The organism is Streptomyces sp. NPDC048441 (genome assembly GCF_043200235.1).
Lineage (GTDB): Bacteria > Actinomycetota > Actinomycetes > Streptomycetales > Streptomycetaceae > Streptomyces.
Genome location: NZ_JBICXM010000007.1, coordinates 107,318 through 122,237 on the forward strand (window position 1 = coordinate 107,318; position 14,920 = coordinate 122,237).

The following is a 14,920-nucleotide window of genomic DNA, read 5'->3' on the forward strand; positions in this document are numbered from 1 at the left end:
CCTTAGCGGCGCCGTCGTTCTTCGGCGGCGAGCTGGTCTGCGCGGCGTCGGCGTTCGGCGGCTTCTCCGCGGAGCGTGATCTCCTGTGCGATCTCGGCGAGTTGGTCTTCGAGGGGTCGGCCGGTGGTGTCTGCCCACTCCGTGGCGCGGTGTGGGCTGCCGCCGCGGAGGGTGAAGCGCAGGCGCTCGGAGGGGGTGTAGTCGAAGCGCGGGATGCGCATCCAGGAGTGCTCTTTTGCGTCGGCGCGCTCTTTGTCGGTGGGGATGTGTTCGCTGCGGTCCTGTTCTTGGAGGACGAGGAAACCGACCTTTTCGCCTTGGGCGGTGATGGTGAAGTGCGGCTCGGCTTTGCGGCGCCGCTGGGGCGGCACGGCGCCTCGGGTGGGGCCGAGCGCCACGACGTGGCCCTGTTGTCGGGCGGCGGTGATGAGGGCCTGGATGATGCGCAGGGCTCGCCCTTGAACGGCGTCGGTTAACCCCATGGGCTGGGGCTGCTTTTGGAGTGCGGCCACCGTGGCGTGGGGGCGGGTGAGCCGGGCGGGCACGGGCAGTGAAGCGAGTTCAGCGAGGCGCCAAGCGGGGATGTCGACGAGCTTGATTTCGTAGCCCCGGTGAGTGCGGTTTCCGTGGAGCTCCTGAGTGGCGGGGATCTTGCCGGACTTGCGGGTGATGCTGACGCGGTGCGCCCAACTCACTGCGTGAGGGCCGGGGTCGATGTGCTTTATGAGGCAGCCGTTGTTGGCGGCCAGTTCTTCGAGGAGCTGGTCGGCGTAGATCGCATGGGCCTTCGGCGTGGTTCTCGGCCGTGGCATTCTTACGCCCGCGCGGGGGTCTTCGGGTGTGCGACTGCTGGTACTTGCGGGGGCGCTGCTCTCGCCGGCGAAATGATGCCGCCCCTTGTCGGTCAGCTCGGCGGTCCAGTATCCCCGGCGTTTGGTGACCTTGACGAGCCCGCGGTTTTGCAGGGCTTGCGCGCCGACTTTGTAGGTCGTGTCGTTCCAGATTCCGTCGGGGCATCCGTTGCTGATCCAGTTGAGCACGGCTTGCTGGCGTTCATTGAGATCTCGCTGCACGTTGCCCTTCCCCAAGGCGCAGTCATTGCTGCTGTGGAGTAGATGCCCTGTCGCAGTTGGGCCAAGCCGGGGTGTGGCGGGGCAAGCGTGTTCTCCGGGTTACGGCTTCTCCCTTTCCCTTGAGCGAGCCCGGAGCTAGCTATTGCGCGGCATGGCAGGGCGGGGCTCCGTAGCGTGAGCGTCAGCGAATTTCACAGATGAGTTTGTAGATCGTCGCGTGCTGCCTTCCGGTGGGTGGTCAGGGGGTGGCGGTGGATCTACAAGTATTCGGCGGATTCCCGGTTTCGGTAACCGGTGATCCGCCGCTATGTTGCGCCCCGCACGGGACGGCGACTCGACGGTCCGGCGAGGCAGGCGCGCAGGCGTGGTCCGGCTACTCGGAAGGGCCGCATCGGCGGAGGGGGCAGCGGAGTGCCTCCGGGGCGTGGGGCCGCAGGGGGTCCGCGGACGATGAGGAAGAGGAGCGGCTGACTGTCACCTGGTGACCATCAGGTGACCGCTGGCCGACGGGCGATGTGTCGAATCCCAGGGAACGATGGGAGAGCGTCACCATGAGCGACCAGCCGCCGATACATCGCGCGAACACCCGGACCGCGCCGGAAGGACTGTTATGACCGCCACCGCGCCCAAGGCCCCGACCGCACCAGGGGTGCGGTCCTGGTGGGGAATTCCGTACGCCACCGCCGAGCGGTACCGCCGCCCCGTAGTCGCGGACTTCGATCCGGACCTCCCCTACGACCGCAAGGGCGTCGCCTCCGTCCAGCCCGACACCGGCGACTGGCTCGAAGCGGACAGCGGGACGGGCGAGGACTGCCTGAACCTGAACGTGTGGGCTCCCGAGCAGCCGGCCGCGAAGGTGCTGCCGGTGACCGTGTACATCCATGGCGGCGGATTCGAGTTCGGCGCGAACACGCAGATCACCTCGAACGCCGCCGGGCTCGCCGCGTCGGGGCGCGTGGTGGGCGTGTCGGTCAACTACCGGCTCGGCGCGCTGGGTGCGCTCTCGCTCTCGCAGTACGGCGGCCGGCTCGCCGAGGCCAGCAACCTCTGCCTGCAGGACGTCATCGCCGCGCTCACCTGGATCAAGCGGAACATCGCCCACTTCGGCGGCGACCCCGACAATGTCACCGTCTATGGCCACAGCGGCGGCGCTTACTCCACCTTCGGGCTGCTCGGCGCCGCCTCCGCCAACGGCCTGTACCGGCGACTGGCCGGGTTCTCCGCCGGGCCCTCGCGTCTCCAGCCGGCCTGGTGGGCCGAGGAGCTCGCGCACCGGTTCGTCAGCGAACTCGGCGTCGCGGACAACCCTGAGAAGCTGATCGATCTCGACACGGCCTCCCTGGTGGACGCCCTGCGCAAGGTCACCCCGACGGACCTCGGAGCCCGCGGCGGGATGGACAGCACAAGCCTCGGCGTCGTTCTGGATACCGGGCAGCCGGGCGCAGTGCTGCACGCCCACCCCATGGACGTCCTCGCCTCGGGCGCGCAGCGCGATGTCGACGTGCTGCTGAGCATGGCCAGTGACGACATGGGCTGGTGGGTGGCGAACGACCTCGACCGGTTCGACCCGCACACCGTCGACCGCATCGTCGACGAGGTCGCGGGGTGGCGGATTCCCCGCTCGCACGCCCAGAAGGTCGTCGATGCCTACGACCAGGGCGGCCGCACCCCGGCCGAGGTGCGCGCCGCGCTCCTGACGGACTACATCTTCGGGCTCCCCGCAGCCCGCGGTGCTCTCGCCCACGCCGCCGGCGGCGGCAACGCCCATCTCCTTCTGGTCGGGCCCGCCGAGGGCGCGCCCGCCGTGCACGGCACCGAGATGTACGCCCTGGTCGGCCAGGAACAGCCGGGCCGCAGCGCAGAACAGGCCGAGCGTGACACGCGTATCCGCGACATCGTGCTCGACTTCGCCACCGGCGAGCAGTCCCGTCTGTGGCCCGCCGTCACAGATCGGCCCACCTCGGAAAGCGTCGGCAACCCTCCCTTCGAGGCCGGCGCCCACTACCAGCAGGCACTCGACCTGTGGGAGAGCATCGACCGCCCCTGACGGTCGGCGGGCGATGCGGAACTGCGCGCCAAGGGGGCAAAACAGAGTAAGGAAACTCGATATGAGTCAACGGACAGCAGCCGCCGACGCCGCACCGGCGATCATGCGGGCCGTCGTCGTTACCCGGTCCGGCGGCCTCGACGCACTGGAGATCAAGGATGTGCCGGTGCCCGTCCGCAAGCCCGGCTGGGTGCGGATCAAGGTGAAGGCGTTCGGCGTCAACGAGTCCGAAGTCAGCACCCGCAAGGGCGAGTCGGACCCGGAGGTCACCTACCCGCGTATCCCCGGTATCGAGGGCGTCGGCGTGGTCGACCAGTCCGACGAGGACAGCGGGCTGCGGCCGGGGCAGCAGGTGGCGACCATGATGGGCGGGATGGGTCGCACCTTCGACGGGGCGTACGCCGAATACGTCACCGTCCCGGCCTGCCAGGTGATCCCTTTTACCTCCGGCCTGCCGTGGGGTGTTGTCGGCGGCCTGCCGGAGATGTTCCAGACCGCGTACGGCTCCCTCTCCGTCGGCCTCGGTCTGCAGGCGGGGCAGACGCTGCTGATCCGCGGCGGCACATCCACGGTCGGGCTGAGCGCGGCCACGCTCGCGAAGGACCTCGGAGCCACCGTGCTGTCCACCACCCGCAGCCCGGAGAGGGCCGGGGAACTGCGGGCCGCGGGCGTCGACCATCCCCTCGTCGACAGCGGCACGATCGCCGACCAGGTGAGCGAGCTGATGCCGGACGGCGTCGATGCCGCACTGGAACTGGTGGGCTGCTCGGTCCTCGCCGACACCCTCCGCACCGTCCGCCGGCACGGCACGGTCTGCTTCACCGGAGCCCTGGCGGGCCAGTGGACGATCCCCGACTTCACGCCGTTCATGATCCCCAACGGGGTGCGGCTGACCTCCTACGGCGGTCAAGCCGCCGACCTCCCGGCCGACGCCTTCGCCCACCAGCTCCAGGCCATCGCCGCAGGGCGCCTCAAAGTCCCGGTCGCGAAGGTCCACCACGGCCTGGAACAGGTCCGTGACGCCCAGGCCGACGTCGAGTCCGGCACCACGCCGGGCAAGCACGTCGTCGTCCTGGACGACTGAGACCTGGGCAACGAGAAACGACAAGGTCATCGCACACATCGTGCGCAGTGAGTGCCTCAGCCCGGCGGTGAGCGTCGCCCCTGCCCGTTGTTTCCGAAGGAGAGAACATCTGACGGACCAGACAGCGGCAGATTTTTTCGGTTGCCTGGTCCGGGAGCGCTGATTCGTCAGCAGGATGTGCCCATTGGTGAGCGGCAAGGGCGGCCGGCGCCGTTCGGGGGACGTTCGGGCAGGGCTGCCGCAGGTCGGGGGGCCTCAGCGCGCTCGAGGGAAAAGCTGCTCGACAGCGGTCACCACTGCGGCGCGGCGGGCGGCGGTGGTGGGGTCCACGGCGTGTGCGGCGGCGGCCTCGCTGAGTTCGGGTTGTGATGCCCAGGTCATGGCGATCTGGTTGACCAGGGCGAGGACGTCGGCCGGGTCCCAGGCGGGGTCGAGCTGTCCGGCCTGTTGCACCTGGCGGAGCTGGTCGATTTTGCGGACGAGCAGTGCCTGGGCGGGATCGTCGGCAACGGCTGTGGTGCCCGGCAGTTCGAGGCGGCCCCAGGTGATCAGGCGGTGGTGGTCTGGACGGGCGACGAAGTAGTCGAACAGGCGGCCCGCGTAGCCAGGGAGGTCGCACGGGTCTATCTGGGTGGCCTCGGCGATGACGACGTACTCCCGTGCGGCGACGGCGGCATAGAGCGCGTCTTTACCGCGGAAGTAGGCGTAGACGCGTTCTTTGCTGGTCTTGGCGAGTTTGGCGATGCGGTCCACACGGGCGCCGGCGATGCCGTGGCGGGCGAACTCCTCCATGGCAGCGGTAAGGATGCGCTCGCGCGTGGTGTCGCCGGCGGCGGCTGCGGGCGCTGCGGTCTGGCCGGAGTCGCGGGACTGGGACATGGTCCCAGGATAGAGCACCAAACCGTTTGGTTTGGCATCCAGGCGATCGGCGCGTAGAGTCAAACGGAACAGTTCGGTTTGACCTCTGCGGGTGAAGCCGGCGAACTACTCAGGGAGTGAACTCATGCAGCACCGCAATCTGGGCTCTCAGGGTCTGCGCGTCTCGGCGCTCGGCCTGGGGACCATGGGCATGTCCATGGCCTACGGCGCCTCGAACGACGACGAGGGCATCGCGACCATCCGCCGCGCCCACGAACTCGGGGTCGACTTCTTCGACACTGCCGAGCTGTACGGCGCCGGTACCGGCAGCAACGAGATGCTCCTGGGCGAGGCAGTCAAGGACTTCCGCGAGGAGGTGGTCCTTGCCACCAAGTTCGGCTTCGACATGACCGCCCCGGTGACCAGCCCCGCCTTCGACAGCCGCCCGGAAAACATCCGCAACGTCGCCGAGAACAGCCTGCGCTACCTGCAGAGCGACCACATCGACCTCTTCTACCAGCACATCTCCGACCCCGACATTCCGGTCGAGGAGGTCGCCGGCGTGGTCGGCGAACTGATCACCGAAGGCAAGGTGAAGTACTTCGGCCTGAGCAACGTCGGCCCCCAGTACATCCGCCGCGCCCACGCCGTCACCCCGGTCTCCGTGCTCCAGTACGAGTACTCGCTCTTCGAGCGGGAGGTCGAGGAGGAGATCCTTCCCGTTCTGCGGGAACTCGGCATCGGCCTGGTGCCCTACTCCCCGCTCGGCCGCGGCTTCCTCACCGGCCAGGTCAAGCCCGCCAGCGAGTACGCCGCGGACGACATGCGCAGCTGGGACGAACGTTGGCAGGGCGAGAACTACACCTACAACCTGCACGCCACCGAGCAGCTCAAGGATCTGGCTGACACCAAGGGCATCACCACCGCCCAGCTCGCGCTGGCCTGGCTGCTCGCCCAGGGTGAGGGCATCGCGCCCATTCCCGGCACCCGCAGCACCAAGCGCATCGAGGAGAACGCCGGCGCCACCGACGTCCGGCTCTCCGCCACCGATCTGGCCCGCATCACGGAGATCCTTCCCCACGGCTCGGCGGGCAGCCGCCTCCCGGCCGCAGTGCTGTCCAGCTTCACCACAGACTGACCGTGCCGACACCCGCGCGTACGAGGCTGGGCCCGTCGGTCAAAGGCGGCACGCGGGGGCTCGGGAACCTCAACCAGCGGGAGGCGGGGGGAGCGTCGTGGTCTCGTCGGCCGCGAAGGCGGTCGGGGTGAGACCGGTGCGGTCGCGGAAGAAGCGGCCGAAGTTCGCGGGATCGGTGAAGCCGAGGTGGCCGGCCACGGACCGGGCATCCCATCGGGCGCTTCCCAGCAGGCGCCGGGCTTCGAGCAGGCGCCGTTCGTCGATGAGTTCACGTACCCCCTTGCCGGTGGTTTCCCGGGCGGCGCGGCTGAGGGTGCGGACCGAGCAGCCGAGCAACTCCGCGTAGTCCGCGGCTTGGTGCAGTTCGCGGAAGTGCAGCTCCAGGGCGTCCGTGAACCGTCTGTAGGTGTCACCACGGCTCGTGCCGGCACTCGTGTCGGCGGGGGTGATCCCGGGGGCGTTGGCCAGGCGCAGCAGCAGCGATTCGAGCAGGCTGCGCCGCAGGGCGTGGTGGACGTCGAGGGGCCGACGCCCGAGTGCGCGGTGTTCGTCCAGAAGCTGGAGTGCCGTCTGCTGGAGCCAGGCGGCGTCGTCGGGGTGCGGGCTCAGCACGCAAGGAGCCCCGTGTGCGGTGAGCGGGGCCAGCAGGCGGGCGATGTCGGGCCGCAGCACATCCGGTTCGAACAGGATGAACGTGCCGCGAGCGGCGCTGGGCGGATGCCAGCACTGTGCATGCCCGGGGCGCACCCACAGCCACTGGCCGGGGCTGACGATCCGCGTGAGGTGGTCGACGTCGTGCCGCAACTCGCCTTCGGTGACGGCGATGAGGTAGTGGAAGGTGGCGCGGCCCGGACGCGGCGGGTTCCACGGCCAGTCCTCGTGCTGGGCGAAGAAGTCCTCGACGGTGCTCACCTCCAGGCCGTACGGGGTGCCGACCGGGGGCTGGAAACCGTACAACGGGACCGCGGCCCGTCCGGCCTGTCCGCTCGGGCTGGGTTGTCGCTTGTCGACCATCATGTGTCCGCAGCCTACTGCCCTATTTGTCGGCTTCGAAGGAAGGATGGGGTGTGCCGCCGCGACCACCCCGTGAGGAAGGCAACGCCCCATGAACGGAACGACCCTGCACAAGACCGCCGCCGACCGCGCCGAGGGGCTTCCCGGAGCCCAGCTGGAGCATCCCTTCGGCGACGACTGGGAGGTCTTCAAGGTGCGCGGCAAGGTGTTCATGCTGATGACCGAGGTCCCGGGGCGCCCGGTCGTGATCCTCAAGGCGGACCCCGGCGAGGCCCACGCCCTGCGGGAGCAGTACAGCCACATCACCCCCGGCTACCACATGAACAAGAAACATTGGATCACGCTGGAGGGCGGGGACGGCGTCGACAGGGAACTCGTCGATGAGCTCGTCACCGACTCCTACCGACTTGTGGTCGCTCGCCTGCCCAGGGCCGAGCGGCCCGTCGACCCGCACACCTACGGCATCCGCATGCGGGCGGCCCGGTGAGCGCGGCCGGCGACCGGGTCCAGGACACCGCCCGCCACGCGGCCCTCGCGCTGCCCGGGACGGACCACGGTTACCCGTTCACCGAGCACCTGGACGTCTACAAGGTCGCGGGCAAGGTGTTCCTGATCGTCACCGACGACCCGGACGAGCAGATCATCACGGTCAAGTGCGAACCCGAACACGCCCGCGCGCACATGCACGCCCACGCCTCGATCACACCGGGCCGCTACCTCGACAAACGGCACTGGATCTCGCTCGGACCAGGCCCCGGCATCACCAAGCGGCTGGTCACCGGCGCAGTCGAGGATTCCTACGACCTGGCGGTCGCGCGGCTGCCGCAACGCGACCGCCCCCGGCCCCATCCCCGTACCTGATGAGCACCGCAAGCGCGCGCACGAGCCGCTGAGCCCGCGCTTGTCAGTGCCCTGTGCAAGGCTCGCCACGCCCGCACAGCTCCGCCCGCAATCTGAGAGACCGATGGAACCGACCGAAGCGACCCTGCCGCTCTTCGACGAGGAGCCCGCCCGGCCACTGGCCGACCGGCTGCGTCCCACCCGACTGGAGGACGTCGTCGGGCAGGACCACCTCTTGGCCCCGGACGCCCCGCTGGGCCGCATGGTCGCCCAGCGGCGCCTCGGTTCCGCCATCCTGTGGGGCCCACCCGGCGTGGGGAAAACGACCATCGCCCGCCTCCTCGCGGACGGCAGCAACCTGGCCTTCGAACCGGTGTCGGCCACCTTCTCCGGCGTGGCCGAGCTGCGCAAGGTCTTCGCCGCCGCCCGCAGCCGGCGCACCATCGGCCAAGGCACCCTGCTGTTCGTCGACGAGATCCACCGCTTCAACCGCGCCCAACAGGACAGCTTCCTGCCCTACGTCGAGGACGGCACGATCACCCTGGTCGGCGCCACCACGGAGAACCCCAGCTTCGAACTCAACGGCGCCCTCCTCTCCCGCACCCAGGTCCTCGTCCTCAAACGCCTCGACGAAGCCGGCCTGTCCACACTTCTCGACCGCGCCGAGGACCTCACCGGCCACCGGCTGCCACTGGACGACGACGCCCGCCGCGCCCTGATCGCCATGGCCGACGGCGACGGCCGCTACCTCCTCAACATCGCCGAACAGCTCCAGGCCCTCCCGGCCCCCGGCACCCCCCTGGACGCCGCCGCGCTCGCCCACCACATCCAGCAGCGCGCCCCTCTGTACGACAAGGCGCAGGAGGGCCACTACAACCTGATCTCCGCCCTCCACAAGTCGATGCGCGGCTCCGACCCGGACGCGGCCCTGTACTGGCTCGCCCGCATGCTCGACGGCGGCGAGGACCCCCTGTTCGCGGCCCGCCGCCTGGTCCGCTTCGCGAACGAGGACATCGGTATCGCCGACCCGCACGCCATCCAGCAGGCCCTTGCCGCCTGGGACGTGTACGAGCGACTCGGCTCACCCGAGGGCGAGTTGGCGATCGCCCAGGCCGTCGTGTACCTCGCCACGGCCCCCAAGTCCATCGCCGTCTACCGCGGCTTCAATGCGGCCCACCGATCCGCTCGCCGCACCGGCTCACTCATGCCGCCCGCCCACATCCTCAACGCCCCGACCCGGCTGATGAAGGACATCGGCTACGGCAAGGACTACCAGTACGACCCCGACACCACCGACGGCTTCTCCGGCGCCGACTACTTCCCCGACGGCATGGACCACGAGACCTACTACCAGCCCACCCGCAACGGCTACGAGTCCCAGATATCCGAGCGCCTGCGCCACTGGACCGGCTTGCGCGCTCGTAGGCGCAGCGGCTGACGTGGACGTATGGGCAGCGGACAGAGCCCGCACACGACAGAAGGGTGATGAGTCGTCGTGCGATCCGCGCATTCGATGCCGCGCGGTCCGGAGGTGTGCGGATCCACGACTCGCGACCGTGAGGGACAGCTGGCGAAGTGGATTCCCCACGCATGGGACTAACGCCGATGTTACTAACATCGGCGTTAGCCGTTCTCGGGTCGCGAGTCGTCTTCGTTGGAAGGGGTAAATCCCAAGGTCAGACGTCCTTGATCTGTACTCCGTCGCCGCACAGTTTCGACCAGTCGTCGCGGTCCGAGGTCATTACGAGGACGGGTGCCGGGGAGCGGAGCGCCATCGCGGCTACGAGGGCGTCGATGGCGTACTTGTGGCCGTGCAGGCCGCCGGCGTCGCTCAGGAGCTGCACCGCAGTGAGACTGTCCACCTGGGTGACGTCTTGGACTTGAAGGCGGGAGAGCACCCAGCGCAGCCGGGCGGTATCTGTCTTCCCGTAGACGGCCTCCACCACGGTCAGGGCCGATACGAGGACGGGCACGCCTACGCGCCGGGCGGCCTCGATCCGGGTGATCATCTGGCGGTCGTTGCGCAAGAGCAGCGAGAGTGCCTGGGAGTCCAGAACCAGGGACCTGGCTGTGGGTTCCTTCATGCGGCACTGTCGCCGGATGCGTACGGCGCCGGTGCGTCACCGAACAACTCGTGCTGCGCGGCCTGGATCTCGGCCTCGCTCAACGGTTCGTGCTCGGCTTCGTAGGCGGCCACGATCTCGGCGAGGCCGTCCATCGCCAGCTGATGCCGGACCGCCGCGGTCACGTAGGCGGACACGCCGCGTTTGCCGGTGCGCGTACGCAGAACACCGAGGAGTTCCGAGGGCATCGAGACGGAGATGTTCTCCGTGCCTCCGGGGCGGGGTGACTTCATGAAGCCAGTCTAGTACAGGAACTATTACATCGTCGGGGTGCTGTGCAGGCTGCATCGGTGACGCATAGTCTTGGCGCTCCGGATCTTCTTGTACTTTGTCGCGGCTCCCGTGCTGGGATGGTGCTGGGATGCGCCCGCATACCCGCAGGTCAGAGCCTTGTCGTGGAATCCCGCTTCAACGTGTAGCGGGTGACGTAACACCACGTCGCTGATCTGGCAAACATGCAGCTCAGATGGGGCCCGACTCTTCGGAGTCGGGCCCTTTGTATTTCCCGTACTGGGATGGTGCTGGGACAGCTGCCCCCTCGTCACCTGTGAGGCGATCCGGGGCTGACCCACTAACTAGCGGTCGGTGTAGTGGCCGTAGACGCGGGCGATCTCCAGTACGTCACCGCTCACCCGGTACACGAGGCGGTGTTCCTCGGTGATGCGTCGTGAGCACCAGCCCTTGAGTGCGCCTTTCAGCATCTCGGGCTTCCCGAGGCCGTTGCCGTCATCGGGGTTGCGCTGGATGTCCGCGATCAGGACGTTGATGCGTTTGAGGGTGCGCCGGTCGGTCATGGCCCACTGCGCGTACTGCTCCCACGCGCGAGTGGAGAACATGACCTTCACTCCGCCGCCTCCGGGTCGATCAGGTCGCGCGCAGTGCCGCGTCCGGCGTCCAGCTCGGCAACGGACTCCATCAGCTCAGCGGCGGTGCGCGCGTTGCCGAGCAGGTACATGGTCTCCGTCCACGCTTCGTAGTCGGACTCCGCCATGAGGACGGCGTTTCCCTGCTTGGAGGCGATCCGCACCGGCGCGTGATCGTCGTTGACCTTCTTCAGCAGGGGGAAGAAGTCCCTCCGCGCCTCGGTTCCGGTGATCGTCATTGCTGTTGTCCCTTTCGTTCCGGCCACCCTCATATGGTACTGAAAAATGTACACCATCGGTACGGATTTCGGTACCAAGGGAGGAGGCTACCGGCCTTTTCCACGACGGCCTCGCGGCCAATGGGCGGCTCATCGCCGAGCGGGATGGTCAACTCCGCGTTCTCGGCGAACAAGCAGGCGAGGACGTCCTTGGTCGTCCGGCTCTCGGGTGGTCACAACCGACCGGTGCGCTCGATCACCTGGCAGGCGAAGTCAAGCATCTGGTCAAGGTCGGGGAACAGTGCGAAGGCGTCCACGAACGCCTCGTCCGCACCGGACTCTGCGAAGCGCTTGAGCTTGTCGGCCAGCGCACCAACGGACGTGCCCGGTTCGAGGTTGATGCGTATGGCCTTCTTCAGCGCGTCGGGATCGCGGCCGGCCTCTTGCGCCGCCTGGCGCGCGAGCGACCACAATCGGTCGGCGACCTCGTCCGGCAGAAGATCGATCCCGAGCCAGCCGGTGGCGCTGCGGCCGACCCGGCGCATCGCGGCCTCGCTGGCACCGCCGATCCAGATGGGCGGCCCACCCGCTTGCACCGGGCGCAGGTCGGCGTGGACCGCCGGCAGCGAGAAGAACTCGCTTTCCCAGGAGACCGGGTTGGCCGTCCACCACTCGTGCAGGAACGCCAGCAGGTCATCGAGCATCCGTCCGCGCCGGCGCCAGTCCGCGCTGCGGGAGATGTCGTGCTCGTCCTTCATCCACCCGAGTCCCACGCCGACATCGAGACGGCCGTCGCTGAGCACGTCGAGCGTGGTCAGCATCCGGGCCAGGTGCGGCGGCTCGTAGTAGAAGGTGCTGAGCGTGCTGGCATTCAGCCGCACCCGGCTGGTCGCCGTCGCGGCGACGGTCCACAGCAGCACCGGGTCGAGGTAACGCTTCATCTGTGGCGGGTACGGCTGCTCTTTGCCCGGATAGGTGCTGTGCATATCGACCGGCTGGACCAGGCGATCGCCGACCCACAGCGTGTCGTAGCCAAGGTCCTCGATCCCGCGGCAGAACGCGCTCAGGCCAGCTGCGCTGCTGATAGCGGGCCCGATTATGGGAAGTGTGAAACCAAGCTTCATGGCGAGCCCCTTCGGTGTTCCGTCAACCGTTTGGTCAGACGGGAAGCTCGGTGATGCTGAGGGCGAAGTCCAAGTTCCCCACCCCGTTGTTGGCGAGGCCCACCGTGACCACGCCCGCTCCTTCCAGCCAGTGCGCCATTTTCAGGCCGCCGACGTCCAGCGGGCGCATCCCGAGGCTTTCGACGAACGCTTCCACGCTTGCCTTGGCCTGCGCGTTGTCACCGGCGAGGAAGACGTCGGGCCGGCCCTTCTCCAGGACATGACGGAAGACGGTGTTGAACGCCTTCACCACGGTGGCGCCGGCCGGGGCCGCCTTGGCGACTTCCTGCGCGATCGAGGTCTCCTCGCGGTGGGCAAGACCGTCGAACGTGCTGTTGAAGGGATTGCTGATGTCGACGATGACCTTGCCCGCGAGAGCGTCTCCGTACTGGGTGACGACAGGCACGACGCCGTCGTGCAGCAGGGCCACGATGACGATGTCCCCGGCGGGGGCGGTGCCCCATTCTCCCGTCGTGGCGCCGCCGCCGAGAGCCTTGGCCAGGTCGGCGGCCTTGGACTGATCGCGGCCCATGACCTCGACGGTGTTGCCGCCCGCTATTGCCCGCGCGCCGATGGTGCGGGCCATGTTCCCGGTGCCGATGATGCTGATGCTGCTCATGAGATTTCCTGTCCTGTGCTGGTTGTGGGTTGTTCGGTTCAGATGGCGGTGGTGCCGCCGTCGGCGACGAGTTCCATGCCGTTGACGTAGCTGGAGTCGTCGGAGGCGAGGAAGAGGGCGGCGGTGGCGATTTCGTCGGGGCGGCCCATCTGGCCGCGGGGGATGAGGGACTCGAACTGGCGCTTGGTGGCCTCGTCGAAGAGCTCTGCCTGCTTGGCGGTGGCGACCTGTCCGGGGGTCAGGACGTTGACGCGGATGCGGCGGTCCTTGAGCTCGTTGAGCCAGACGCGGGCCCATGCCTGCTGGACTGCCTTGCTGCCGGCGTAGACGCTCCAGCCGGGAAAGGCGCCGAGGGAGGCGTTGGAGCCGGTCATGAGGATGGAGCCGCCGTCGTTGAAGAGCGGGAGGGCCTTCTGGACGGTGAACAGGGTGCCGCGGGCGTTGAGCCCGAACCAGGTGTCGAACTGGGCCTCGGTGATCTCGCCGAGCGGAGCGGGCTCGCCCCCGCCGGCGCTGGCCCACAGCACGTCGAGACTGCCCTTCTCCCGCTTGACGGTGTCGTACAGGCGGTCCAGGTCGTCCAGGTCGGCGGCGTCACCCTGAACGCCGGTGACGTTGCGGCCGATCTGCTTCACGGCCTCGTCCAGGGCTTCCTGGCGGCGGCCGGTGATGAAGACGTGCGCTCCCTCGTCGACGAACAGCTTCGCGCCGGCCAGGGCCATGCCGGTGGTGCCGCCGGTGATGACCGCGACCTTGCCGTCGAGCTTTCCCATAGTCATTCCCTTGGGTCGGTGGTGCCGTATGTACCTGGGGCGTCGACTTTAAGTACACCGCCCTGTGTGCTTAACGTACGGGGTGGGCGGTCGGGGCGCAAGCTATGTACACCGCTCGTTACCTAGCTGCGGTACGCTGAGCCCATGACGGAGTTGGAGAAGGGCCCCACGGGTAGCCGCCGCGGACGGGGCGCCCGCGAGCGCATCCTCGGCGCGTCCCAGCAGCTGTTCCGCGAGCAGGGCATCAACGGCACCGGCATGGACCAGCTCTGCGCGGCGGCCCAGGTGTCCAAGCGCACCGCCTACCAGCACTTCACCGGCAAGGACGAACTCGTCGCCGAGTACCTGCGCCGGTTCGACCCCTCCGTTCTGTCCGGCGTGTTCGACCGCACCGACCTCACGCCCCGCGAACGGCTCCTCGCCGCCTTCGACATCCCCCCCACCACCCCCCTGTGCCCCTACATCGCCGCCGCCGTCGAACTCCACGACCCCCAGCACCCCGCATCGCAGTACGCACGCGAGTACAAGAAAGCCGTCGCCGCGCGGCTCGCCGACGCCGCCCGCGAAGCCGGCGCCGCCGACCCCGAACAACTCGGCGAGCAGCTCGCGCTGCTCATCGACGGCGCCGCGGCCCGCACCCGGGTCCTCGACGCCGACGCCTTCCCCACTGCCGCCGCCATCGCCGCCGTCCTCATCGACAACGCCATCCCCGCCACAGCCGGCGATGACCGGCGACGGGAGGAAGTGCCGAGTTGACGTGGCACTCCGCGGCCGGGCTGGACGCGCGTGACAAGAACTCGGGCGCCGGCTTGGACCCCGCTCGGGGAGCCGTGTGCCTGCAGGTCTGGGCGCAGGGCTGGGTCGAGCGACGAGCTATCGGCGACACGACTCGTCGCAACTACGAGCTGCACGGTGCTGGGGCGGAACTCCCGTGCTGGGATGGTGCTGGGAGAGACCCCTCGGAAACGACGTTTCCGCAGGTGGGAGCCCTGCATCAAACATTTCGCTTCAATGTGTAGTGGGTGACATGCCACCGCGTCGCTGATCTGGCAAACATGCAGGTCAGAAGGGGTCCGACTCTTCGGAGTCGGGCCCTTAGTTTTTTCC

Annotated in this window: 17 protein-coding genes; 7 read left to right on the forward strand and 10 right to left on the reverse strand. The window is 68.5% G+C overall.

Annotated features, from left to right (window positions below; all coding sequences use genetic code 11):
* Positions 1–2: 2 nt before the first annotated feature.
* On the reverse strand, positions 3–1,073 hold the full coding sequence (locus ACGFSB_RS19260; RefSeq protein WP_393400445.1) for a hypothetical protein: 1,071 nt from the start codon (positions 1,071–1,073) through the stop codon (positions 3–5).
* Positions 1,074–1,683: 610 nt separating this feature from the next.
* Here ACGFSB_RS19260 and ACGFSB_RS19265 point away from each other — a divergent pair.
* Together ACGFSB_RS19265 and ACGFSB_RS19270 are read left to right on the forward strand one after the other, a co-directional pair.
* Positions 1,684–3,120, forward strand: coding sequence for a carboxylesterase family protein (locus ACGFSB_RS19265; protein ID WP_393400448.1), 1,437 nt, complete (start codon positions 1,684–1,686; stop codon positions 3,118–3,120).
* 61 nt (positions 3,121–3,181) lie between these two features.
* Positions 3,182–4,204, forward strand: a complete 1,023-nt coding sequence (locus tag ACGFSB_RS19270; RefSeq protein ID WP_393400450.1) for an alcohol dehydrogenase catalytic domain-containing protein — start codon at positions 3,182–3,184, stop codon at positions 4,202–4,204.
* A gap of 255 nt (positions 4,205–4,459) precedes the next feature.
* On the opposite strand, the gene ACGFSB_RS19275 is transcribed toward ACGFSB_RS19270, so the two are convergent.
* Positions 4,460–5,083, reverse strand: coding sequence for a TetR family transcriptional regulator (locus tag ACGFSB_RS19275; protein ID WP_393400452.1), 624 nt, complete (start codon positions 5,081–5,083; stop codon positions 4,460–4,462).
* Between the two features lie 124 nt (positions 5,084–5,207).
* Between ACGFSB_RS19275 and ACGFSB_RS19280 the strand changes: the two genes are divergently transcribed.
* Positions 5,208–6,200, forward strand: a complete 993-nt coding sequence (locus ACGFSB_RS19280) for an aldo/keto reductase (RefSeq protein ID WP_393400454.1) — start codon at positions 5,208–5,210, stop codon at positions 6,198–6,200.
* A gap of 69 nt (positions 6,201–6,269) precedes the next feature.
* On the opposite strand, the gene ACGFSB_RS19285 is transcribed toward ACGFSB_RS19280, so the two are convergent.
* On the reverse strand, positions 6,270–7,217 hold the full coding sequence (locus ACGFSB_RS19285; protein ID WP_393400457.1) for a helix-turn-helix domain-containing protein: 948 nt from the start codon (positions 7,215–7,217) through the stop codon (positions 6,270–6,272).
* Between the two features lie 88 nt (positions 7,218–7,305).
* On the opposite strand from ACGFSB_RS19285, the gene ACGFSB_RS19290 reads away from it, so the two are divergent.
* From ACGFSB_RS19290 to ACGFSB_RS19300, 3 genes are all read left to right on the forward strand, one after another.
* Positions 7,306–7,701 (forward strand): MmcQ/YjbR family DNA-binding protein, encoded by a 396-nt coding sequence (locus ACGFSB_RS19290; RefSeq protein ID WP_356856400.1) that lies wholly within the window; start codon positions 7,306–7,308, stop codon positions 7,699–7,701.
* Positions 7,698–8,075 carry an MmcQ/YjbR family DNA-binding protein gene (locus tag ACGFSB_RS19295; RefSeq protein WP_393400460.1) on the forward strand — a complete coding sequence of 126 codons (378 nt, stop codon included), beginning with the start codon at positions 7,698–7,700 and terminating at the stop codon, positions 8,073–8,075. The genes ACGFSB_RS19290 and ACGFSB_RS19295 overlap by 4 nt, the downstream gene beginning before the upstream one ends.
* Positions 8,076–8,178: 103 nt before the next feature.
* On the forward strand, positions 8,179–9,492 hold the full coding sequence (locus tag ACGFSB_RS19300) for a replication-associated recombination protein A (RefSeq protein ID WP_393400463.1): 1,314 nt from the start codon (positions 8,179–8,181) through the stop codon (positions 9,490–9,492).
* A gap of 238 nt (positions 9,493–9,730) precedes the next feature.
* Here ACGFSB_RS19300 and ACGFSB_RS19305 read toward each other — a convergent pair whose 3' ends face one another.
* The 7 genes from ACGFSB_RS19305 to ACGFSB_RS19335 form a co-directional block, all read right to left on the reverse strand.
* Positions 9,731–10,138, reverse strand: a complete 408-nt coding sequence (locus ACGFSB_RS19305; protein ID WP_393400466.1) for a PIN domain-containing protein — start codon at positions 10,136–10,138, stop codon at positions 9,731–9,733.
* A complete protein-coding gene (locus ACGFSB_RS19310) occupies positions 10,135–10,410 on the reverse strand; it encodes a hypothetical protein (RefSeq protein ID WP_393400468.1) in 276 nt (91 codons plus the stop codon). Before ACGFSB_RS19310 ends, ACGFSB_RS19305 begins: the two co-directional genes overlap by 4 nt.
* 342 nt (positions 10,411–10,752) lie before the next feature.
* The gene (locus ACGFSB_RS19315; protein ID WP_164295355.1) at positions 10,753–11,022 is read right to left on the reverse strand and encodes a Txe/YoeB family addiction module toxin; all 270 of its coding nucleotides are present in this window, start codon (positions 11,020–11,022) and stop codon (positions 10,753–10,755) included.
* The gene (locus tag ACGFSB_RS19320) at positions 11,019–11,279 is read right to left on the reverse strand and encodes a type II toxin-antitoxin system Phd/YefM family antitoxin (protein ID WP_393400470.1); all 261 of its coding nucleotides are present in this window, start codon (positions 11,277–11,279) and stop codon (positions 11,019–11,021) included. Before ACGFSB_RS19320 ends, ACGFSB_RS19315 begins: the two co-directional genes overlap by 4 nt.
* Before the next feature lie 212 nt (positions 11,280–11,491).
* A complete protein-coding gene (locus tag ACGFSB_RS19325; RefSeq protein WP_393400472.1) occupies positions 11,492–12,382 on the reverse strand; it encodes a TIGR03619 family F420-dependent LLM class oxidoreductase in 891 nt (296 codons plus the stop codon).
* Positions 12,383–12,416: 34 nt separating this feature from the next.
* Complete coding sequence (locus ACGFSB_RS19330) at positions 12,417–13,040, reverse strand: NADPH-dependent F420 reductase (protein ID WP_393400474.1); 624 nt, start codon at positions 13,038–13,040, stop codon at positions 12,417–12,419.
* A 38-nt stretch (positions 13,041–13,078) separates the two neighbouring features.
* On the reverse strand, positions 13,079–13,813 hold the full coding sequence (locus ACGFSB_RS19335) for an SDR family NAD(P)-dependent oxidoreductase (protein WP_393400476.1): 735 nt from the start codon (positions 13,811–13,813) through the stop codon (positions 13,079–13,081).
* Positions 13,814–13,957: 144 nt separating this feature from the next.
* Between ACGFSB_RS19335 and ACGFSB_RS19340 the strand changes: the two genes are divergently transcribed.
* Entirely contained in the window at positions 13,958–14,569 is a 612-nt protein-coding gene (locus ACGFSB_RS19340; RefSeq protein WP_393400479.1) for a TetR/AcrR family transcriptional regulator, read from the forward strand.
* The last annotated feature ends 351 nt before the right edge of the window (positions 14,570–14,920 follow it).